The organism is Pseudocolwellia sp. G5-9, from assembly GCF_055808995.1.
This window is the reverse complement of record NZ_CM147893.1, coordinates 2,351,056-2,374,082: the sequence shown is the minus strand read 5'-3', so window position 1 is coordinate 2,374,082 and position 23,027 is coordinate 2,351,056. Positions and strand designations below refer to the sequence as shown.

21 protein-coding genes and 1 pseudogene are annotated in these 23,027 nt (G+C 37.5%); 11 read left to right on the top strand and 11 right to left on the bottom strand.

The features are described from left to right. Positions 1-12 precede the first annotated feature (12 nt). From AC0L5Q_RS10130 to AC0L5Q_RS10100, 7 genes are all read left to right on the top strand, one after another. Complete coding sequence (locus tag AC0L5Q_RS10130; protein WP_085282028.1) at positions 13-579, top strand: hypothetical protein; 567 nt, start codon at positions 13-15, stop codon at positions 577-579. A gap of 296 nt (positions 580-875) precedes the next feature. Then, positions 876-1,022 carry a hypothetical protein gene (locus tag AC0L5Q_RS10125; protein ID WP_175474806.1) on the top strand — a complete coding sequence of 49 codons (147 nt, stop codon included), beginning with the start codon at positions 876-878 and terminating at the stop codon, positions 1,020-1,022. 76 nt (positions 1,023-1,098) lie between these two features. Then, a complete protein-coding gene (locus AC0L5Q_RS10120; RefSeq protein ID WP_085282030.1) occupies positions 1,099-1,344 on the top strand; it encodes a hypothetical protein in 246 nt (81 codons plus the stop codon). Between the two features lie 49 nt (positions 1,345-1,393). Continuing rightward, positions 1,394-2,311, top strand: coding sequence for a nucleotidyltransferase domain-containing protein (locus AC0L5Q_RS10115; protein ID WP_193332404.1), 918 nt, complete (start codon positions 1,394-1,396; stop codon positions 2,309-2,311). Next, positions 2,311-2,973 (top strand): Cap15 family cyclic dinucleotide receptor domain-containing protein, encoded by a 663-nt coding sequence (locus tag AC0L5Q_RS10110; protein ID WP_193332405.1) that lies wholly within the window; start codon positions 2,311-2,313, stop codon positions 2,971-2,973. Before AC0L5Q_RS10115 ends, AC0L5Q_RS10110 begins: the two co-directional genes overlap by 1 nt. Position 2,974: 1 nt before the next feature. Further along, a complete protein-coding gene (locus AC0L5Q_RS10105; RefSeq protein ID WP_193332406.1) occupies positions 2,975-3,649 on the top strand; it encodes a hypothetical protein in 675 nt (224 codons plus the stop codon). 47 nt (positions 3,650-3,696) lie between these two features. Then, the gene (locus AC0L5Q_RS10100; RefSeq protein WP_193332407.1) at positions 3,697-5,439 is read left to right on the top strand and encodes a hypothetical protein; all 1,743 of its coding nucleotides are present in this window, start codon (positions 3,697-3,699) and stop codon (positions 5,437-5,439) included. A gap of 233 nt (positions 5,440-5,672) precedes the next feature. On the opposite strand, the gene AC0L5Q_RS10095 is transcribed toward AC0L5Q_RS10100, so the two are convergent. From AC0L5Q_RS10095 to AC0L5Q_RS10045, 11 genes are all read right to left on the bottom strand, one after another. Next, positions 5,673-6,425, bottom strand: a complete 753-nt coding sequence (locus AC0L5Q_RS10095; protein WP_138628172.1) for a phosphoribosyltransferase family protein — start codon at positions 6,423-6,425, stop codon at positions 5,673-5,675. 65 nt (positions 6,426-6,490) lie between these two features. Beyond that, complete coding sequence (locus tag AC0L5Q_RS10090) at positions 6,491-6,715, bottom strand: GDCCVxC domain-containing (seleno)protein (protein ID WP_227009437.1); 225 nt, start codon at positions 6,713-6,715, stop codon at positions 6,491-6,493. Beyond that, positions 6,703-7,092, bottom strand: a complete 390-nt coding sequence (gene merC / locus AC0L5Q_RS10085; RefSeq protein ID WP_008109712.1) for an organomercurial transporter MerC — start codon at positions 7,090-7,092, stop codon at positions 6,703-6,705. Before merC ends, AC0L5Q_RS10090 begins: the two co-directional genes overlap by 13 nt. A 60-nt stretch (positions 7,093-7,152) precedes the next feature. Beyond that, positions 7,153-7,530, bottom strand: coding sequence for a MerR family transcriptional regulator (locus AC0L5Q_RS10080; protein WP_193332408.1), 378 nt, complete (start codon positions 7,528-7,530; stop codon positions 7,153-7,155). Positions 7,531-7,664: 134 nt separating this feature from the next. After that, entirely contained in the window at positions 7,665-7,844 is a 180-nt protein-coding gene (locus tag AC0L5Q_RS10075) for a hypothetical protein (RefSeq protein WP_473618219.1), read from the bottom strand. A gap of 450 nt (positions 7,845-8,294) precedes the next feature. After that, the gene (locus AC0L5Q_RS10070) at positions 8,295-9,644 is read right to left on the bottom strand and encodes a hypothetical protein (RefSeq protein ID WP_227009438.1); all 1,350 of its coding nucleotides are present in this window, start codon (positions 9,642-9,644) and stop codon (positions 8,295-8,297) included. Continuing rightward, complete coding sequence (locus tag AC0L5Q_RS10065) at positions 9,637-11,868, bottom strand: AAA family ATPase (protein WP_473618218.1); 2,232 nt, start codon at positions 11,866-11,868, stop codon at positions 9,637-9,639. The genes AC0L5Q_RS10070 and AC0L5Q_RS10065 overlap by 8 nt, the downstream gene beginning before the upstream one ends. Beyond that, positions 11,859-12,311: a hypothetical protein gene (locus AC0L5Q_RS10060; protein WP_227009439.1), complete on the bottom strand. Its 453-nt coding sequence runs from the start codon at positions 12,309-12,311 to the stop codon at positions 11,859-11,861. The genes AC0L5Q_RS10065 and AC0L5Q_RS10060 overlap by 10 nt, the downstream gene beginning before the upstream one ends. Positions 12,312-12,314: 3 nt before the next feature. Continuing rightward, positions 12,315-13,019 (bottom strand): hypothetical protein, encoded by a 705-nt coding sequence (locus tag AC0L5Q_RS10055; RefSeq protein WP_473618217.1) that lies wholly within the window; start codon positions 13,017-13,019, stop codon positions 12,315-12,317. Then, positions 13,012-15,381: a hypothetical protein gene (locus tag AC0L5Q_RS10050; RefSeq protein WP_193332411.1), complete on the bottom strand. Its 2,370-nt coding sequence runs from the start codon at positions 15,379-15,381 to the stop codon at positions 13,012-13,014. The genes AC0L5Q_RS10055 and AC0L5Q_RS10050 overlap by 8 nt, the downstream gene beginning before the upstream one ends. Further along, positions 15,371-18,643 (bottom strand): hypothetical protein, encoded by a 3,273-nt coding sequence (locus AC0L5Q_RS10045; protein WP_473618216.1) that lies wholly within the window; start codon positions 18,641-18,643, stop codon positions 15,371-15,373. Before AC0L5Q_RS10045 ends, AC0L5Q_RS10050 begins: the two co-directional genes overlap by 11 nt. 110 nt (positions 18,644-18,753) lie before the next feature. On the opposite strand from AC0L5Q_RS10045, the pseudogene AC0L5Q_RS10040 reads away from it, so the two are divergent. The 4 genes and pseudogenes from AC0L5Q_RS10040 to AC0L5Q_RS10025 form a co-directional block, all read left to right on the top strand. Continuing rightward, a pseudogene (locus AC0L5Q_RS10040) lies at positions 18,754-19,293 on the top strand (PhoH family protein); the annotation flags it as partial. A 265-nt stretch (positions 19,294-19,558) separates the two neighbouring features. Further along, positions 19,559-19,933 (top strand): hypothetical protein, encoded by a 375-nt coding sequence (locus tag AC0L5Q_RS10035; protein ID WP_473618215.1) that lies wholly within the window; start codon positions 19,559-19,561, stop codon positions 19,931-19,933. Between the two features lie 146 nt (positions 19,934-20,079). Beyond that, positions 20,080-21,510, top strand: a complete 1,431-nt coding sequence (locus AC0L5Q_RS10030; protein ID WP_473618214.1) for a TolC family protein — start codon at positions 20,080-20,082, stop codon at positions 21,508-21,510. 2 nt (positions 21,511-21,512) lie between these two features. After that, positions 21,513-23,012: an efflux RND transporter periplasmic adaptor subunit gene (locus AC0L5Q_RS10025; protein WP_473618213.1), complete on the top strand. Its 1,500-nt coding sequence runs from the start codon at positions 21,513-21,515 to the stop codon at positions 23,010-23,012. Positions 23,013-23,027 lie beyond the last annotated feature (15 nt).

The following is a 23,027-nucleotide window of genomic DNA, read 5'->3' as shown; positions in this document are numbered from 1 at the left end:
TCAATATAAAATATGAAACAGAATGAAAATGTTATAAGTCTCGTAAGAATTTTTGAAAAGAATTCTTTGACAGGGATCGGGGACGATGAAGGCAAGCAAGTTTTTAACGAGCTTGTTTTTTTTATCGACAAAAAACCAGAATATAGAATTTTCTATATCTCTATTAAAGATGTTGTATTTGACGCATCTTTTGCTAGAGAAGGTCTTGTTCGTTTGGCAAAGCATTACAGAAAAGAAAAAGGAATTTGTCTTATAGATGCAGAAAAAGAAATGTTAAGACTTAACATTCTTGCTCCCGTCTTGAGTTTAAATCAGCCGATGCCTTTTTATAATGGCGATCATTATGATCATATCAAAATGGACAAAGTCGGCAGTCCTTCAAAAACTAATAAACCTATATTTGATTTCGTTTATAAGAATGGTATTTCAAGTGCAAGTGATGTTGCTGAATACCTTGGTTTTAAAGTGAATAACGCTAGTACAAAACTAAAATCGCTATATGAAGATGGCTTCTTACTTCGTGTAGAAGATAAGTCAGAAACTGGCGGTGTTGAATTCAAATATTACGCAATTAAATAGACCATCAAAAAAAACTTTGATCCTTTTGTTCGAATATGTATAATTAGACCATCAAAATTTATTTTGATGGTCTAGCTTTGTTGTACATTAGATTGAATCATTAGGTTTATGAAAGTCAAAAAAGCTTATCAAGGAAAGGACTGCCTGATCGAGTTACCAGCAAGATCAGGCAAAGATGAACCATACTTGAGAGGCACATCTAAGGAATTTTTTACGTTCCAAGCGCGGCTAAATTTAGTCTATTTCGTAATTAATTTCAACCTTTAGCCTCTCTTTAAAACTTTAAGGAGTTGGCGATGGCCGATAAGAAAAAGAAGATCCGTGTTCCTAAGGGCATGAAGTTGATTTTTCGCAGATATCGTAAAGATCCCAAGTCAAAACAACTATTAGATGCTCGAAAATATGGTTGTAAGGCTTGGCCTCTTTTGGTTCCTGCTGAATAACAGCTAGCTAAAACTAGGGCATTTTGCTTGATGTTTGATGCCCAAATTCTTATTAATTTTTTACGGAGTAGTTTAAATGACTAATTCTAAGCAATCCTCAAAGGCGTTAGCGTCAAAAGCAGCGTCCACATTAAACGACCCATCTGCATCGCAAGTGCAAAAGTCGCTTGCAGCATCTGTATTAAGCCAGTCAAGTTCAAGCAACCAGACTAGTAGTGAGATGGAAACAAAAGCTTCTGAGGTATTAAAAAGTAGCAAATATAGTGATGAGACTAAGTCTTTCGCTGCGTCAGTACTATCTCAATCAAATAAAGCAAGATAGTAAATAATTGCAACTATTACCTGCGCTTTCGAGCGCAGAAGGGGGACATATGTCTTTTAATAATTCCGCAGCTAAAGCCTTGGGTACATCAAATTGGGAACACAAGTTTAAAGACTGGTCAACAGGTCCGGGAAAAACAGAGCGAGTGCGCTGCGAAAATGCCATTAGTATGATTAAAAGTGCAATAGAATCATCCGAAAAACTTAAGAGCAAGTCGATTAATGTTTTTTTGCAGGGATCTTATCGAAATAAAGTAAATGTACAGGCCGATTCTGACGTTGATGTCGGGATTGTTTGCTCGGATGTCTTTTTTGGACATTACCCTAAAGGGTATAACAGAGATTCGTTTGGCTATGTTGCTGCATCTTATAGCTTTGATGACTTCAAAGATGACATAGAAAAGGCATTAGTTGACAAGTTTGGTAGGGCGGCGGTAACACGGGGAAGCAAAGCCTTTGATATCAAAGCTAACACTTATAGAGTTGAAGCAGATGTTGCACCATTTATGGAACACAGGCGATTTAAAACTAATGGAAGCTATATTACAGGTGTCCAACAATTTTCTGACGATGGTAAAAAAATCATCAATTGGCCTGAACAACATTACGAAAACGGTGTTAGTAAAAATACACTTACTTCAAGAAAATATAAGCGAACTGTCCGTGTCTTTAAAAAATTAACGAATGAAATGGCCGCAAATGGAATTGAGGATGCTAAAGGCATTCCGGGATTTTTATGTGAGTGTTTGATCTGGAACGTGCCAAATGAATATTTCAATTACACTACTTTTTATGACGTTTTACGCAACGCGATAGTATATCTGTACGCAGAATTGGGAAAAGAATCGTCTGATGAATGGGGTGAAGTTAGTGAGTTAAAATATTTATTTGGTTCCAATCAAAAATGGACAAAACAGCAGGCCCGTAAGTTGTTAGTTGCGGCATGGAATTATGTTGGGTACGAATAATGAAAAATATAGTACTCAAAAGCACCATTTACGTTTTAATTGGAGTATCAGCGCTTATCTGGTTTGGTTTTGCTTGGATTAGTGGGCTGAACCTATCTTTAGCTAAAGATTTTTTTAGCCTTGTACCTAAAGTTGTTAGTGCTGATTTATTGCTTATAGCTATTTTTGTCAAATGGGGGTGGAAGTTTAAAATATTTAGGGGGTGGCTAGTACCATTTCCCGATCTAAACGGTACGTGGGTTGGTTATGTATATTCTAGCTGGGTAGACGAAGCTACAGGTAATAAAATAGCTCCTATACCTGCAATGCTCACCGTTAAACAGACATTTTTCTCAACATCATATGTTGTTCGAACTTCTGAAATGCAGAGTGACTCTTATGTAGAAGGTTTTTTAATTGACGAACAGCGTCAGCAAAAAGAGCTTACATACAGCTATACGAGTAGACCACGAGCTAGTTTGTCGCATAGGAGTAACCCCCATGATGGCGCATGTGTCTTGTCCATTATTGAAAACCCTAAGCGTAGGCTAAAAGGGCGCTATTGGACTGAGCGACAAACTACTGGTGAGATGATCTTCGATTTTTACAGTGATGATTTACTTGAAGAGTTGCCTGATGATCACCGTGAACATCCGAAAACAGAGCCTGAAAACCAGAGGTAACATGAAAGGACTTTTAAATCATGCGTCAGTGATCATTAGCCTGATTTTAGCGGCATTATATGCGCTTGGGTTGATGTATCATTTAAGTTTTCTCAAAACGTTTGGCATAGAAGAAACGCAATTTCCATTGTCAATTGATAGGATCTTTTATCAGGGCTTTTTTGCCTTTGCTAATTTAACCGCTCCTAATATTAGCTTTGTTTTATTATGCGCTTCTGGCGTACTGATTACGGCATATTTAGCTATTTTGGTTATCGAAATAGCGAAACGCTCCAATTTTGTCGAACCAGCATTTTCAAAGCTAAGAAATGCATTCAATAAAGAACCCAATAAAATTGAACTACATCCTGCATTAGAAGACTTTGCAGAATTTTCAGCAAAAGTGTTTTGGTATGTTTGTGCTGGAGTGTTTTTTTATCTTTCTGTAATACTGGTGCTTATTGCGGCTGAACATGTAGGCAAAGAAAATGCCGAGCAATATATGGAAAAGATCAAGAATAATCAGGTTGCGGTTGATGAACTATTAGTCGAAGTTAATAAAGGGGTGGTTGAAAAATATACTGGCTATTCAATAGCGTGTAACAGCCACCAATGTGCATATTTTGACGGAGTAACATCATCTGTATTTAATCACAATGCTGTTAAATCTCTTCAATCTAAACCTGTTCAGCAATAGAACCACATAGAATTTGTTAACACCAGTAAGGAATACATATAGTCGTTATGTCAGTGCCTTTAATTAACACCCAAGATCAACGAGCCATGAAAGCCGCTTTTTCTATGTTGAGTTTTCCTCATAAATATTTTGCCAATCCCGCAAACATTCCTCGGTTAAATAAGATGTTCGAAGGTCACAAACCAGCCGAACAGTTAATTGATTTGCTCAACAAATCACAACTCAAGCTTGCTAATTATATGGATTTTTCTTCCAAAGATGTAGAAGGGTATAAAAGGATTAAGGATGTTATTTCTGATCAAACGACGAATTACGTAAATGTTCAATCGGAATTTCAAGATGACACACCTTTAACGCTAACTTCAATTGGTATTGATAACCACGTATGTAACGTTAATATGAATGTTGCTGAACTTATTAATGATCAACAGATTTTATTGAATAATGGAGAGTTAGATACTGAATTAGTATCAGAAATCTTAGATATTGCTTGGATTGTGCAGCATTTTGCTTTGCTAACCTCAGGAACATTAAAGTTGGAGGTACAACAAGATGGTTCATTTTTGTTTAAACAGATTGAGCCGGAACTTTTCACTCCAATTTGGTTTGGCGATTCATTAGAGTTTTTATCCCTAAAAGCAGCAACAAATGCTATCGCAAGCTTCGCTGTTGCGACTTACCAAAATGATGAGCCTATGACAGACTCAATTCAAGGTCTACATGCCAGAGTACTCTCAATTATTCCTCAGCACTGGCGATTAGGCTTAGGCAGTAGAACGTTGGAACTATTTCATGAAATCGCAGATCTGGTAATTTTCTTGGTAAATGTTGTTCAAAGAAAGGAGATCGATAAATCTGAAAAACCTTTAAGTAAGGGCGAGGTTAAACGAATGATCCGTCAATACCCAGAGAGAAAAGGACTATTGAGAACTTATGAGCTGATCAAGGAATTTCAGAAAAAGAACAAACCAGAAGATAGGCTCTTTGATATTAGAAATGGAGGACTAGTTTTGGGGCCACTGAAATTGGTACGTGGCCTAATCCAACAGATGGAATATTTTGCTTTGAAAAAGCAAGGACCTGATTGGCACTCATTACTTGAAAAAGAGCAAACCCGTTTTTTACTCGATGATTTGATAAAATGTAATCACCTTGATGTTCTCGAATTTGAACTAAAGCCTGATAAATTTGATTCGTCTGACTACCCTGATTTAAGACTAGATGTTGATTTTTTCATTCGAGATAAATCAATCAATATCGTATACGCGGTTCAGCTAAAACATGTTACTACAGATACGGAAGCTGGTTTGAAATCGTGGTTCAAGCTTATCGGGCAGGAAGACAAAAAGCTTAATACGGGAATACTTCAACTTGAAAGGTTAGATGAAGTCGTCAATAACTCCAGCTCAGCAAGGGAGTACCTAATTGAAAATGGCTTAACTAAAGATGAAATTTTAAATCTAAAACCAATTGTCGTTCATAATATTGGTTCCCTTGACTGCATTACACTCCACAACGGAATCTGCCTTTACGATTTATATACTTTTAAGAAGGTACTATCTGGGTGTTGGGGGTCAATTGAGTTTTACCAAAATGGCTATTATGAAAGCTCTTTTACTGAATCAAATGGTCAAAACAGTGTTGATCTTTCCAACCCTCGTAATGTCATCGATGTATATCTCCGAGAGACTAGATTTACTGAATTGAAGCATTTTGACGGAGCAAGGTATATAACGAGAAGCGTAACAATAAATGGAATAAAAGTCAGCGCAGAAGGAATCGGGGTCTAATTAAATATCAAATCCCAGAAAGAACAAAGGAGAGCAAAAAGCTCTCCTAAAGTTACTAATACGACAACAAAGAGTTGAAGGGTTAGCCGCTGCCTAACCTGCCAAATACTCGTCCTTTACGAACCGACCTTCAGCAAGGTGCCTACGCGGGTCTCGTCTGGATTTTAAGAGCGGGGAGACTCAAGCACACTCTATATTTACAATTATGATGTTAATTGACGTATTCGTCAAGATCATTTAGCAGATGAGCTGATTAGACTCGCACCATGCACTACTGCGTGCGGGTAACAGGATTTTACCAGATCATGTGCTGTTTTCAATGTAGTACCAGTGGCAAGAAGATCATCTACTAATAGAATTCGTTGAGGCTCGTTATTAACCACTGTAGTGTTATTCAAGCATAACGGAGGAAATTCACTTCTGTATGGAACGGGAATTCCTTTTAAAGAAAAATCGCCTTGAAATCCTTTCTCGGTCAATTGCTTTCTCAGCCTATGTGATAATGTTTTATGCTCTTCCACGCTGATATCAGCTCTATCTAATAGTGCAAGAGCTTCTTCAATAGTCAACTTACGTAAAAAGTCGGATGAGTGATGCGCAGTAAAAATATTTGCTAAACGCTTGCCAATAAGGCGGCTAATATTGTGTGAAGAGGGCATCGAGATAATCAGGTCATAGCCATTAGGCTCTTCAGCTTGAAAACTGTTAACAATAACACTATAGCTTTCTCTGAGTAGTTTAATGCTGGTAATATCAGTAGTAAGGTTATCTTTGCCTTTTAATGCGTAGATTATTGGACAGTTATCACCGGGGATCTTACGGTGCTTTCTTCTTGATTTAGCCGAAGCTAATAATCTCTTAAACAAAGAATAAATTGTTAGGCCGCCTATCTCTTCTTTGGTTGGATTTCCTTGAGGTCTGGTTTTCAACCACTCTTTATTATCGTGATCAACTTTAACGACATTTCCTTGTACTATAAGCCCCAATTGTCACCTCAAATAGATGTAATTATTGTACTCAGTCTATCTATTTATTGGCTAATATGGAATCTTCACAATTCGTTTTTTGAACAACAGGTCGTCCCTTTTTGAATAGGAGGGCATTTAACTGTTCCGTAAGAGCAATAAACGCAACAATCACCTTTTAACGGTTTAAGCAGTGCTTTACAGCTTTCGCATTCGTAATACCACTGACAAGCGTTTGTTAGCATGGTTTCCACCTTGCTAAATCCACATTCGGGGCAAGTGATTTTAGATTCTAGTTCTATACCTTGCATACTGGTTCCTTAATGGGCTTAACAATATCTAAAATAGACATTACGACCATCCAAATGATCCCAAAGTAAAATAAGTAAGTGCTCCAGTCGTATTGCCATAAAGGATACAGGGTCAGCAATACTGCAATTGGGCCAATGACACTTAAAACGCCTCTCAATGAATCTCGATGTTGATACCAATTATAGAAATTAACTAACAACGCTAGTGAAGCAAATAATGGCAATAAGGTGTTCACCGCTATCCCTTCAAAATGTGAAAGAAAACCTAACCCAAGAGCGGATGCCAATGAGCCGAGTGCCGGAAAACATGCTGTGCAGCTAAGGGCGGCTAGCCAAACGCCACCAGAACCTACTTTATCTAGAATTTTATTGATCATAACTATCTACCTCAATTTTTAAGGTAGTATAAACTCCGTACATAAGTACGGGGTCAATAGCTATTTAAGTGAATTTATAATGGGGCAGGTTTTTGGGTCTTGATTGGCCTTGCAAGAATCTGTCATATCTTGAATCACGTTCTCTAATCGCTGTAAATCATCGATCTTATCTCGTATGAGTTGCAGCTTTTGCAACCCCATCGACTCTATATCTGCGCAATTTCCGCTGAGTGACATCAGTGATTCAATTTCTTTCAGCGTAAACCCTAATGCTTTAGCTTTCAGAATAAATTTGAGTTGATTGACAAGGGCATCGCCATACATTCGGTAACCAGATTCTGGTTTTAAAGGCTGCTCTATCAGACCTTGACGCTCATAAAAACGGATTGTTTCAACGCTAATGTTAAGCTCTTTAGCAAGTTTACCTATGGTTTTCATAAACAGGCTCTTCAATTAATAAGTGTCATTATACCAATATTCAAAATTGCCCTTAATGTTGAAGAAATAATTCTCTCAATTATTATTGGTCACGGTTTTGTAATTGCTCACCGAGTCGATTGATATTCAGTGTACTAACATTCTTCATCAGTTAGGTGAGCAGCACGTAATAGGCTTCTTATGTCATCTGTGTCAATGTTCTCATCCACTAATGCTTGTTGCAGAAGTACACTAACTTCAGGAGATGGAGACAAGTTTTCGAGCTTCATATTTGCTAAAGCTTGTTTGAGCGTGTGTGGATTTTTTATTTTCACTGATTATAGTCTTAAGCTTGCGTATTCAAAGTAACACCAAAACTAGAATTGAGATCTACTATAGATTTAGTTTGCCGCCAAGTAGTAACCTTTCAACGGTTACTATTTTGTACTCCTTTGAAAAGTAACCTCTCAAAGGTTACTTTTTCAAAAACTCAATCGTAAGCACCACTTCTTAGCATTTGCTGAACGGGAGAGTCTATGACCCTCATTCTATACTATAATTACTCAGGGCGAACTATAGAGGTTTACGATGAATAGGAAACTTGAATTCAAGTACCCAAAACTTAGTGACGTTCTCGACTCGTTAGAATCCGACACTACAAGCTTTGACTATGCCGTTTCGAAAGATAACGAGTCCGATGATAAAATATATACATTTGAGACTCATCCTTTTTATTCGCAGGTTGGTGATCTAGGAGATCTTGAGATCCCCGATTCAGATATTTACTAATTAATATCGCCGTCTTTTAGTTGGCTTTGTAGCTTTTGAATTTCTAATAACAGTGCCTGATTCTCTGCATCTTTTTGCTCTGCGCTTTCTATCGCTTTTTGCCTTTCTAACTCAAGGCGAGTTTTATCTGATTCTAGTTCACTAATTTTTAATGACTTCTTAAAAGATTCAGTTTGTTGCATCGTTCTTTTACGACTCGAAATATAGTCTTCTAGAGAGCCGGAGCTACGATGGGTCATCTCTTTTTCCATCTGAAGTGCAATTGCGGTTTCATTAGCACTAAAGCCTAGCTCTATTGCAGCGTCCAAATGCTTATCAAGGCTATCGCCTGAAAATTTATGACGTAATGAGTATATCGATTTACCTTTAGGCCAGCCAAGTTCTGTGGTGATTTCACTGAAGAGCTTGCTGATATTTTCCGCCGTTAATGGTTTAAAGTTGTTGGGGTCTATGAACAAATGACCATCGTAGTTGCCAGTATCAATGTTGGTGAGAAACTCTTCCAAATCATTCTCAACGAAATTCCTGACAGCGAGCACTGTTGAGAATCTAAAGCTCACTGGCATAGTATTTCCTTGCTTAGCCAGCTTTGGAACAATTGATAAACTATCTTGCTTGTTGAGGAAGAACTCTTTTTCGATGATTTCTTTAGAAAATTGAAGTCTACGATAGCTACTAACTGAAATCGGGCGGCTACCCGTTTCATTCATGATCTGTGCAATTAAGAGTAGTGACGCTCGCTCATAGCCCTGATATTCATTAACTATGTAATTATTTAGTTCTTCTAGCTCATACTCACTTGCATCTTTTCTGTTTCGGCTTCTCGTATCACAATCTCTAAATAATTCTGGATAAAGTGAATTATTATTTGGCTTTTCATTTCTAGATACGGCGATTTCTTTCAATAATAATGATGATGTTATTTGATATGAAAACTTATTGGCCGGATCAAAACCAAGAATATTTGGGTGATATGTACCTTGCTTTTGTACCCAATGATAAAAGTTATAGATTGGCATCAAAAAATCACTGTTGACCGTTTGCTTGGCAACGTTTTCATTACCTCTGTAGCGAGAATCTGCTTTTGTTGCTTTTAAACAGAATGCCCTAAACTCCCTCATGCGTGAGTCGTTCATTTCAAGCCAGCTTATTTTATGTTTGCCAGAGTTTAAGAATTTAAATAATCGTCTGATAGCCTTTCGATAAGTGCGCTTGGTCTTAGGATCTCTATCAAGATTGATTAGAAAGTCAGTAGGCCCCCAAAGGACCTCTCCGTTGATATCTTGGTAAACATAGTGGTCTTGACGATCATAGCGTATCTTTGTTTCAGTAATACCGTTACTCATCTGAAACCTCCAATTTAAGCGGAACGCCACAATGTCTCTTAGCGCTAAACTCTGAGGCATCAACCGCATTGACTAATTGACTCCTATTGCCGATAAATAACATCGACTCTCTAGATGCGTTTATACATGTGTAAAGCCATGATTTATCAATCAAATAGAAATTATCCAAAATAACTAAAGAATGATTAAATTGATTACCCTGAACCTTCTGAGCCGTAATTACATAACAAAGTGCAATACTTTCAATATCATTTAATGACAAATCGATACAATCACCGCCAATGTCTATCTTCATCCAACACTCACGTCCATATGCAACGACAGGCTTTTCGTAAACTTCTACAATGTCTGCTAATGTGCCAACTGGTACATCGACAAATTTATTAGGTTTGGCAAAAATAATTGGCTCCCCCGCGTAGAAAATAGATTCTCCAATTTCTAGCTTTGCTACTTTTTTCCGATCAAAACGAACCCGTTGAATTTGGGAATTTATGCCATCGCACAATTGAGGACTAGAGCAAATGATCTTAGGTACATCACTTAACATTGAAGTCAATTCAAACCAAATATTGGTCGCAACGGTACTAAGCATCTCGTGAGATTTATCTTCAGTATGGTAAATACTTAGGCTTTGTTCTTCTGACACGTCAAATGCAGGAATAGCATCAAATACTGATGATGCAGCGCCACCAATTAAAGAGCTATACAGCCGTTGGATATCAGACTGGGACTCGGCACCGTTCACTTCAATTAACTCTGTTAGGGCTTCATCTTTTAATTCAACAGCCTGTTTGAAAAACGATCCCGGACCTATAGGGGGTAATTTAAATTTATCGCCAATAAAGCAAATGTGAACGTTAAGAGGAATAACCTTTAAAAGTTTATACAGCGTTAACATATCAACTGAATTTGAATTTTCTATCAGGATAAGTGCCTCAGACAATGCGCCTTTTAGGTTTCGCTTTTTTGCCTGTGAAATGAAGCGATTAATAGATTCTCCCTTTAAATTAGGCAGTATATTATCTTCATTACGAACAACTGAATTAACTTTCCAAACGTTAATACCATTATTAAGGCATACATCAATGATGATCTGGGATAGCAAAGACTTTCCTGTTCCAGCTTCCCCGACAATAAAAGAAACAGGCTGATTAAAGGCATTACCTAATGCCTGTAACTGGAGAGGATTTAGCTCAATATTATTGTTTTCTAGTACTGATAACGTTTCGCCAAACGCCAATGAACTCCTATCAAATAGCTGCTTTATCTTAGATAAACGCCTGTGAAATAATGCATTTATTGCCTTCTCAATCGCCTGATGACCTAAAATTTGTATAGTGTTATTTTGTTTGTTGAAACAAAGCGTCTGAAAAGCACAGTCTTCAACTTCATCAAGTTCTAGCTCAATTCCCGCTTCAATCAGCTCAGTTTTGACTTCATCAGCAGGTAATGCCATATCACCGTTATTGCTTAGTGCTGAATAGAGTAGTGATTCAATAAATGAAATCGCTCTACGCTTATCGTTCAAATTGATATCAAAATTAACTCTTAATTTTTTGTCTAGTGATTTCCATCTCCGCTTTGCAGCATTTACAGAGGTTATAGGATAGAGCAGATATGGATTCTTTTTTATCAGGCTACTTGCGTCATGTCCTAATAGCTGACGAGTCGCTTCAACATACTCAACTGGTAAATCGTGTCGTTCAAAAAATAGATTTAATTCAGTTTCACCAACAGCTTTAGCCCAACCATCACAAAGATTTTGGGCCATAACTGGTGAGATTTTTAGCTTTTTACAGTTAGATAACTTTTTAGCTGAGTAACTTTGTAAAACAGCTAATAAATCTTCACCAAAAGCGAGCTTAAGTTTCTTCGCCCAATAGCTATTTATCCCGACGAAATGGGCGTTGTAGATAAGAAAATCACAAAGAACATCTGTTGTAATTTCTGCGCTGGGGTGCTGCTTTGAAGCCTCATTAACAACAAACTGTGAGCCATACTCTTTATCAAAGAAATAATCACCAGTCGCCCTCCAGATTTCTCCTGTTTGTGGGATTGAGGTGATTGCACCGAATTCAGCCTTCACGATTATTTTTTCACGTGCAACCTTTAATAAAAAAATAGATGAAATACCACGTTTATCTTGTGTATGGTGCCGAACTAAAGTGACTACGCCTGTTAATTGCTTAACATCTTCGTGAAACGATATATTGCTTATTTGCATGACACGTCACCATCATCCAAGTAAAGTTTTGGAATATACCGACCTGTTGCCAACAAAAACTCTTCTGAAGCCAGATCTAATTGAATAGAGTTAAGCTGTGTCTCTAATGCCTTAACTTTCAATTCAAGCTCACTATTTGAAACCGTATTTTCTAGATTTTCTTTTACTGAATTTTCTTCTTCAACATCATTAGACAGCTCAATCTCAAGCCCTTTTTGTTTTCGAACTAGCTTCTCTATTGGACCATCAGGATCAAATAATTTTTGTAGATCTTCATTCGTATCTAGGGTTGATTTAGGCACATTATGCATCTTGAAAATTTGAGTCTTGTTAACCCGACCTTGATACAAAGGGATAACAGGCGAAGTATTTACCCAATCAGCTATCTTTTTAGCATTCTGTTTACCGATATCCTGAGAAGATTTTCTGCGCTTATTCACCATTATTTACTTCCCCGAAAAATCAATAATAGAGGTGCTCTCGTCAGCATTTTCGTAGCCGATACCATGTTCGTCTAAAAGCTTTTTCAGCTTTGTATTTTCGATACTGAGTTTCTTACTTTTTAGCTCAGACTGCTTAAGTAATTTTTTCTTCAGATCAAGCTGGGATTTTATAGACAAACGTATACTTTCAATCTGGTTTTCTAACGTGCAGTTCTCTTCTTCCAAGTATTTGTTAGTCACTCTAAGTTCAATTAATTCGTTTGCTAGCCCTTGGTGATTAACTTTAGATACTTTAAGCTCTTCCTCTAGCTCTTGCAGGGCGTTCTTTTCTTTAGTGTTGGCTTGCAGCTTGGCCTTAAACTTCAGTCTTTCCCAAATGTTTAGTTTATTTTTATCGCCATAAATTCTTAGCTTTAAGCTCGTAGGTATTGCATCCAGAGACTTTGCAGATGTTGTATATGTCGGAATATCATATTGCTTAACAACATCCTTACTATTTTGTTTACCGTTCCACTTTCTAAGCCCTGTAGGGCTGGTAGGGAAGAATTCAAGGACATATTTTCCTTTGTCATCAACCTGTTTGTTACCATTAACTAATACAAAGGGGATTCCCTCGCTTGCCCACTTTTCAAGTATTTCCACTTTTCTTTCAATGCGCTCAAAAGCTTCTTTTTGTTGGGGATCTTGGGTTTGTTTTGTCTTAGCCATTAGGTTGCTCCGCTTGGAAAATACTCTTACTTCTTTTCATTGTGCGTTCATGGCTTTCAATTAAAATCTCTAAATTAGCGCTTTGTTCCTTAGCTCGCATACGTTCAACAGGGAGCGTCAAATAATCAGCTTGGACTGCCTTTAGCGCGATTAAGTCTTCTTTCATAATATTAAGCTGGGTTCGTTTTACTTCTTGGTATGCACAGCCTTTACACACAGATGGTTCACAAGGTGCCTTATGCTTTTTAGCTTCTCCCTCTTTTTTATGGCAAGTAGCATGTGGTTTAGGTTTGTGTTTGTGGCCTCTAGCATCCAGCACTTGAGCCATTTCATTACTTTTTTCTTCGTCAGGTAATTCGCTAAAGCCTTTACCGTACTTGTCTTTGGTATAGTTGTTGAATCTGACACTCTTTTGTAAAACTCGGTAAACCTTTTTCAAATAAGAAGTATATTTACCTGCCATTTCTTCGGTGCCCATAAGTAGAGCCAGAATATCTTTTGCCGTTGTTTCAACACCTACTTCAGCAATTATTTTATCTAGTGCTTTGTTTTCTTCTTTAATCGCAATGGTAGATTCAGCTCTCTCATTTCGAGTCAGCTTGGTTTTATGATGAAGTTGCTCATGCGTTTCTCTAGCGGCAGGCTCCGTCACATACACAGTTGTTTCATCGGGATCAACATGTCCTAGCTGGTGACATAATGCTAGTAAGTCTGCGTTTTTGTACTGATAATGGTAAATAACGGCATAGATACGTCTGAATGGGTGGCTTTTCATATCCACTTCTGCATCACCTAGCATCATTTTTAAGAAGGCGTTGCCAGTGATCTTTGAATCTTTTCCCTTATTAAAATGATATTTATAGTGTTTGAAGTTATCTTGTTCATCAATTCTAAAGGTTGGCACATTAAACAAGCCGTCAACATCAACAGCCCCCCATGCTTTTTTCAATTTAATTAAGCATTGAATTGCTTTGGTACTACCGTTATTAGTTGTGTACCAGCGGCGCTCACCATTTTTCTCGTTATAAAAGCAGGCTTGATACCAATTGAACTTTTTATCTTTGCAACGGAAGAACTCTTCTGTAATACCGATGAGAGGGTGCTGGATTTCTGCTTGTCTTCTTGCGTTGTAAGTTTGCAATATGACATAACATGCGGTCATCAATAACGTGATTACCTCGGTTACAGAGAACGCCTCTGATTCTTTATCTGAAGCAGTTAAACTCGATTTATGGATTTCAATGCCAAGCAGCTTTTCAAGCTCTTTAACTTTTTTTGAGCTAACTAAAAATTCTGGAAATCTACCTTCAGTCAGTGTTCGATGGCGAAGCCCTTCATCAAGGTATTGATTTTTTAAGTTGGTAATTTCATTTACTAATGAAATTATTTTGGATGAATATTCGTATACCCAAAGGTGTGAACCGCCCAATAGATCAACAACATGTTCTAAATCCAAGTTTTTTGTGCGACCAGCTACTTTACCTAGCTTTTTAGAAAGCTGGTTAGGGTTAGGAAAAGGAATAAACTGCATCCGATCTTCGTTATCTAGTTTTGCAAACCTATTCCAAGTACCAAACCAGTTATTCAAAGATTTAACGGCTGGTTGAGAAGGTGAAGATGCGCCTTTGGATGCTAAACGAGCACCGACTTTAACTCCCTTTGATTTTAGGTGTTCTGTTACTCTTTGGTAAACACTAGTTGGAACTTGATTTTCAAGACTAACCGCACCGATACATTGGGCAATTTTAGGTACTCTTATACTCGTTACTTTAGAGTTTTCGGTATTACCGTCTTTGATTAAAAATGGCTCTAGTTCGTCATTCTCGATTAACAAATCGACAAATGAATTAACTCGGTCATGCAAGGCCAGCGTTGCTGGAATACCACCTTCTTTGAGCGTTACTTTCATCTTATCGATTTGCTTTTGATTTACTCCATTTAGTACGAGATGACCATGTAAGCACATATATTCAATGAATTGCGCTGCAACGTTAACTTGCGACATTACCCCTGTTTTTACAAATGTCGGCGTATGTTTAGCTCTGTTTGCATAGATATCGATGATTTCAACAAGTGCCTTGGCATAGTCAGGGTAAACCAATATAGGCACTGGGTGCTGCCACCCCGCAGCACCGGGAACCCATATATCTCGCAGATCTACAGAGCCTTTTTGTAGCACCGTTTCATTGGCTTTAGCGCCAGTTATCTTTGCGTGATAATGTAAAACAGTACCTTCAATAGAGAGCTTTTCATCTGTAACTTGCAACAGTTTTGCATTTTCTAAAAGCAGATCATCATGCTCTTCCAGTATGTCTTCCGGCTTTATATCTTCTAAGAATTGGTACTTAAGATTACTGTTCATTTTCTAATCTCCCTTTAGCTTCTTTGAACATTAGAGGATTGGATAACTCTACATACTTCACCAAACCAAACGTAAATCGCATGTCAGGTGCAATATACTCATCAAAATATTCTCTACCATGCTTTGCCAACAGCACCTCTCCACGTGCTATGTAATAAGCCTGATGTCGCAGGGTTCGTACAAATTCATCAACACCCAATTCAACGCGATTGAACTCGCAACCTTCTCCTGAATGGCACTTTCGACCTTTACAGATACTATCCTGTTTAGATTTATCAACAGCAGCGAAGATGTCTGTGCATGATGAGCCGTCTGCTAAAATAAACCATTCAGGCAATTCTTCTTTATGCTCTGCTGGTGCTACGATCAAATCCTCGTCAATGTTGCTACGATCTAAGCCGTATTTCTCTATAGATGCTTCTTTATGTCTAAACTGAACGGTTGTTTCAAATTTTCGCTGGAAGTCTGCATTGTTGGCTTCATATTCAATCACGGCGATAGGGTGCGTTAGATAAGCAGAAGTTACTCTACTGGTTGCATGATTTCGTTCACGTTGTGAATTTACTAAGCTACCGTCGATACCTTTTCTTAGATTCATTTGATGTTTGGCTAATAACTCCATCCGAAAATAAGGAAGGGTATAGTGATCGCGTAGCCTGTCTAAAATACTTGCCGATAGGAAATTTAGTTTTGTCGAACCCGGAGTATCCCAAATACTCTCTTGCTTAAAGCCCATTCGCACCATGTTGTCATGATGTTGGATAAGAAAGCTGATCACCTCACGAATTTCTTTTTCATGTGGCTCAATCGTAACGGGCGTAGCCTCTTTACCTACTTTTTCTTTGAACCCAGCAAGTACAAAAGGTCCTTCTGGTATTTGCTCTGGCAAATTTGCACGAGTCAACGTAGCTATTACATCTTTATTCCAAGTGGTTCTAATAGCTAATCTGATAAAGCACACAAGAAGAATGTTTTTTGGTAAAAATATGCCTGACCAAAAGAAGTCTCTCATACCTGTACTTGAGTTAGGAAACCAATGTTTCACATAAGTTGGGATTAACTCAGATTTTTGAGAGCAGTAGGTTGTGCTTGTTGTTCCAATGGATAGTTGATGCCGAAGGTAAGCACCCATCACAACTTCATTTGTAAATTCTTTTCTAATGGCACTCGCTTGTGACTTTAGAATTCCTCTACCTCCCTCAACTTGATTGTTTTTAACTAAAGCAGTAACTTCTTCTGGGATATTTTTGATGTGAACCCCATTTTCGTCTTTTTTCGTGTAAGTGTTAAAAGTAGATACAAGCTGCTTATAGCATTCAACTTCTTTCTTACACGAATTTAGTATCTGGTTAATTGGCTTTTCAAAGTACTCTTGTACATTTTTTCTTAACTCTGATAGCGATTGTTGTTGATTTTGAATAGGGCTGGGTAATACATCACCATTCTCATCAACAGGCTCAATTAGCTTTTGAGCATTCATTTCGTCAGATGCGCTAAATCTAGATTTAAAACCACAGTTTTTTATATCAATCAAGCCGTTGATTTTACCAGCATGATTACTTAAGAATGTACGTAGACCTTGGCTTCTAAGTGCCTTTAATTGTATATCCATCTCATCGATGATGTCTTCAAGCTGAGCAAAACCTAACCTGAAATCTCGCTGTTCTAATTCAGACAGTGGGTTGGTAAGGATATGCTTTATTTGTGCTGACTCTAGTGATGTATCTACGATATAGCCCAAAGTCCGCTCTATGTCAGATAAAGATGTGGCAGGCATTGGTGTAGTCGCTGTGTGCGTTTGTAATTTATTCAAAGCTGTGACTAAGACACTGTTTAATTTCAACAAAGGTTTTAGCTTGGTCAGGTTAAATTTTACGGTGATATCATTCTTTTTACCGTTAGCTTTGGAATAACCTTGAAAAGCCATTGTATTAATTTTTTCTTTTGGATTAATAGTCGAATCAATCTCAAAATCTTTTAGTAACCTTCCACTTTGAGTTGGGGTTTCGCATAGGTTCAGAAAGTCACGAATGAGTTGCAGCTTTTCTTGCTTATTGTTTGGGAAGTGTTCGGTGATTAATAACTCTAGATCGATTAAGCCCTTGGAAACATTATAAGTAATCAAGTCTTCGGGCTTTTTAGCAAATAGTAATCTCCCATCACTATATCCCCCTTGCTGAAGCAGTATCAAGATTTCTATTAGGTCAGTTACGCTGTCCGTATCGGCAGGGCTGGTTTCTGATATTTTTTCGAACTGACTAAAACAATCCTCGCCCACACTCTCCAACGGCAGAACTAATGGTAGTTGAAATGAATCTACAATATGCTCATTGTTTTCACACTGTATTATGAAGCGTGGCTTAAATTTTAACTGACCAGCTTTGTTAAAGTTGGTTTTGAAGAGGTCTTTCGCTTTATTTAGTTCAGGAGCAGTTAGCCCATGCTCAAAGAGCTTCTGTCTAAACAGTGTACTTGGCTGATTCAACTTTCTATTTGGTAAAGCCTTATGTAAGTTTTTCTCAAAATCGATTAGCGAATCGATAATTGTATTTAGCGTTAATTCGTTTAATGGGCTGTTGAGTAGTATTTTTATCTGAGAATTTTCAGGCCACTTGTCAATTTCGCGTAACACATTTTTAAAGCCTGCGATGACGGAGTATTCAAATGGCTGTTCTTTTGAAGCGTTTTCTAAATTGATCAGAAGATCGTGTAAAACCGAGTCTTTAACAAATAGATTTGGCAAAGTGTCGGGATCAATAACGGTAAACTTAATCTTATTTTTTACATCAATGGCAAAAAGATCGATGTTGGGATTTTTCTTAAAGTCTACATTTGTTGATAATAGTGTTTCATATGTTAATTCTGATGCATTAAAACCATTTTCTATGGGAGCACTGAATGAATTGAAAAAGTTTCTGACTGCGGTGCTGTAGCTTTTGGCTCTGCTCAAAGGAAAGCTGTTTACTAATGCTAGATCAACTGACTTGTAACCTTGGATTAGATCTTTGATGGTTACAGTCTCTGGTTTACTCACTAATAAATGGATTAGTGCTTGGTGATCTTCTTCATCAGTATTTATTAGCTGTAGCAATTTTGATATCGCTAATCGTAAATTATAATGCGCTAGAGATGAGGTTTTTTCGTTTTCATCATCCCATTTAGAATTGATTAAACAATGTTGTAAAAAGCTGCCTTTTGGGGCTAAGCTTTGAAAAATTGTATTGTCGATGTTGAGGATGCTTTTATTTTTATTGTCATTCATAGGACTAGCTTAGGTATACCTTAAAATTGTATCGACTTTCAGATAAATGATTGCAAATAATAACACTTAATCGGTCGGTCGGTGTATCTATTTTGAATTTATAATACCTTAAAACCCTTTTAGCCTTAGCGTCGGCATTAGAACAAGTAGTTGAAAGAGGTTTATACGATAAAATTATTGTTACCCGAAGTACGCCAGAGATAGCTGAATCTATCGGGTTTTTACCCGGTACGGAAGAAGAAAAAATGGCTCCGTGGTTATCAGCTATTACAGACTCATTAGAAGTACTGCATAAGAGTGACGAGAACATGAATGGCAGTTTAAATTACATTATGGATAAGGCAAATATTCAATTTAAATCCGTTAACTTTATGCGCGGTCGCAGTATTCAAAATGCCATTGTATTACTTGATGAGTGTCAGAATTTAACCGCGTCACAGTTAAAAACTATTATTACTCGTTGTGGTGAGGGGACTAAGTTAGTGTGTTCAGGTAACTTAGCGCAAATAGACAGTAATTACTTAACCGCAGTAACATCAGGTTTAACTTACATTGTTGAACGTTTTAAAAACTTCCCAGGTAGTACAACCGTGCACTTAAATGGAGTAGTTCGTAGCCGTTTAGCATCGTTTGCGGAAGAAAATTTATAACATTTAAGCGCGTGTTAGTTATAGTTTTCAGTTTTTATGAACTTAAGCAATACCTAAATTGTACTCGGTGCTGCTTGAGTTTTGTTTCCATGAAATACCTTAGGTAATAATTGTCACTTTATCTTTTATGTGTTTTAGTTATTGTATTTAAAAGATAATTTACCCTTTTAAATTGCATCGTATATCCCTGCAGTCTTTTAAAACGCTTTACTTTTATACATCTAAAATGTACTTTAAAAGAGATTGTTATCTTGAGAATGTTCTATTGAAATCATTTGCAAAAGTATTAGTTATTACGACTATGTTGCTGACCTTTATTGGTCAAGCGCTGGCGTATACGGCTATGCCATGCAATATGATGGATTGTGATCATAATAAATCAATGATGATGGACCACTCTTCAATGGACGATATGAGTAATATGGACCATAGCATGATGGGTGAACAATCTAGTGCTAACATCGACTGCTGCGACACTGATTGTGATTGCCCAACTCAAGCATGTTCATCGGTTTCAGTTTTTCACTCAGAATATTCTTTATTTAAAATTGAAGAATCTTCAGAAGCGATTAACTTTTTCAATTCTGTAACCCCCATTTCTTATAGTAAATCCCTTTACCGCCCTCCAATTATTACCTAATACAGGATCAGTGCATCTAAAATTTGACTGCACATATACCGCTAATAATCATATTGATTAACTAAGCGTATAACTCAATTCTTTATTAATCGTTTTAGTGTTGTTCACGCGTACTAAAGCTTATTCCAGATATTCTGGAGGGTAAAATGTTTGTAAATAAATCTCGCTTCTTATTTGAATCAGTAGCTGTAAATTCTTTTGGTTATACATCAAAAATAACCATGGTTTTACTTGGTGTGTTATTAAACTTATCAGTATCAAGCGTAAATGCTGAACAAGTGATTTCATTGAATGATGCTATTGAAAAGGCTCAAAATAACGATCCTTGGCTCCATGGAAACAAGTTAAAACAATCGGCTATTCAACTTAAAAGTATTGCCGCGGGAACACTCCCTGATCCTCAAGTGTCATTAAGTTTGTTGAATACTCCAACAGATACTTGGGATCTTGATCAAGAAGCCATGACTCAGCTGAAAGTGGGCGTTAGTCAAATGTTTCCACGAGGAGATTCTTTAGCGATCAGGCAATCAAAATTGAAGGTTGAGTCGCATAAATTTCCGTTGTTACGCGAAGACAGAAAAGCTAAGTTGAAAGCCCAAGTTTCGCAACTATGGCTAGATGCTTACCTTGCTCAAAAAACCATTGAATTAATTAATCACGACAAAGGGCTATTTGAACAAATGGCTGATGTGGTTAAAGCGAGTTATTCAACAGGGGTTGGCAAAACAAGACAACAAGATGTTATTCGTGCACAGCTTGAGTTAATACAGCTAGAAGATCGTTTAAGCGTGCAATATCAAAAGTTTGAATCGTTAATCGCCCAGCTAAACGAATGGTTACATAGTTACGATGAGAGCGATTCAAATTATGCCATTAATTTTGACGAACAAGCCGCAACATTTAAAGTTTCAAATACATTACCTGTTATTCGTTTAAATAACGCTGCTTTACTTAAAGAACTTCCATTTTCCCGAAATAAATTAGCTCAAGCGCTAGTTAATCATCCTTCTTTGTTGGTTATTAACTTATCACAACAAGCCGCTAAAAAAGACGTTGATTTAGCTAACCAACAATACAAACCTCAGTGGGGTGTTAATGCAAGTTACGCCTACCGAGACGATATGCCGTCAGGTATTGACCGCGCTGATTTATTCTCTGTTGGAGTAACGTTTGACGTGCCATTGTTTACTGAAAACCGCCAAGATAAAGAAGTCGCAGCGTCTATTGCTCAGTCTGAAGCGATTAAAACAGACAAACTACTGCTCACTAAAATGATGATCAGCAATATCGAAAAAGAAGTGAGACAACTAAAACGTTTGTCAGAACGCCAAACCCTTTATTCAACTCAACTAATAACCCAAACACATGAACAAGCTGAAGTCGCGCTTAGTGCCTATACCAACGATGATGGCGATTTTTCAGAAGTGGTTCGAGCAAGAATCACCGAACTTAATACAAAAATTTCCGCACTTAATATTGATATTGACGCGTTAAAAACGGTTACGCGCATTAATTACTTTTTTACTCAATCAGACATTGCTTCTGAAACAGTTAACAACTCAATGTCTGGAGAATAACCATGTCGTCATATACTAAAACTTTTATAACTTTAATCGTTGGTGTTGCTTTAGGAGCTGGCGCACTTAGTCTTTTTCAACCATCAATGTCACCTGAAAATAACAGTGAAGCCATGCAGTCAGCAGAAAAAGAACCTCTTTATTGGGTTGCGCCTATGGACGCTAATTACCGCAGAGACAAGCCGGGAAAATCAGCTATGGGAATGGATCTTGTTCCTGTCTATGCAGAAGATGAGTCTTCAGACGATTTTGGCCCCGGTGCGGTAAAAGTAGCTCCGCACGTAATTAACAACCTTGGTGTAAGAACCGCTTCCGTTGAAGTTAAGCGAATGCATACCGAAATTTCAACAGTCGGTTATGTTAAATACAATGAAGATAGCTTGGTGCATATAGCTCCACGTGTAGATGGTTGGGTTGAAAAACTTTTTGTTAAAGCAACAGGTAATACCGTAGAAAAAGGGCAGCCCTTGTATACCTTGTATTCGCCACAATTGGTAAACGCCCAAGAAGAGTTTTTGATTGCTTTAAAGCGAAATAACACAGCCTTAATCAAAGCGGCAAAAGCGAGATTAGAAACATTACAGATTTCACCTAACCTTATTAACTCATTAGAGAAAACGCGAGCGTTAACACAAAATGTTACTTTTTATGCTCCACAATCAGGTGTACTTCAAGCATTAAACATAAGAGAAGGTGCTTATGTTAATCCCGCAAAAACCTTAATGAGTATTGCTCAGCTCAATCAAGTGTGGGTTGAAGCTGACGTTTTTGAAAGAGATACGGCTTTAATCAAAGCAGGTTTAACGGTTTCGATGACCTTAGATTATTTACCCGGTAAAGAATGGATGGGAGAAATTGATTACGTTTATCCCACATTAAATGCGAAAAGTCGTACGCTGCGCGTTCGTTTAAGGTTTGATAATAAAAACCTTGAGCTAAAACCTAATATGTTTGCTCAAGTGGTTATACATGCCAATGGTGTTGAAAATACACTTTTAGTTCCTAAAGAAGCGGTTATACGTACAGGTAAACAAAACCGTGTGGTACTTGCATTAGGCGACGGTCAGTTTAAATCCATTGAGGTGATGATTGGACGAGTTGATCAAGAAAGCATTGAAATACTTAACGGGCTTAATGAAGATGATGTGGTAGTAACATCAGCACAATTTTTAATTGATTCAGAGTCGAGTAAAAATTCAGACTTTAAACGTATGACTCATGAAGAAATGCCAACTTCGGTTTGGATACAGGGTGAAGTCAATAATGTGATGAAAGACGCAGGTATGATTAATATAACTCACAGACCTGTAGAAGCTTGGGACTGGCCCGAAATGACAATGAACTTTGACCTTGCAGATAGCATAAACGTAGATACGCTACAGGCAGGACAATCATTACATTTTGAGGTGAGAAAAACAGATGAAGGTGGCAATGAAATAACCGTTATTCATATTATGGGTAAAGCCGAAGTTGAATCAGAACCAGACCATTTAAGTCATTAAGGTAGGGATAAATTA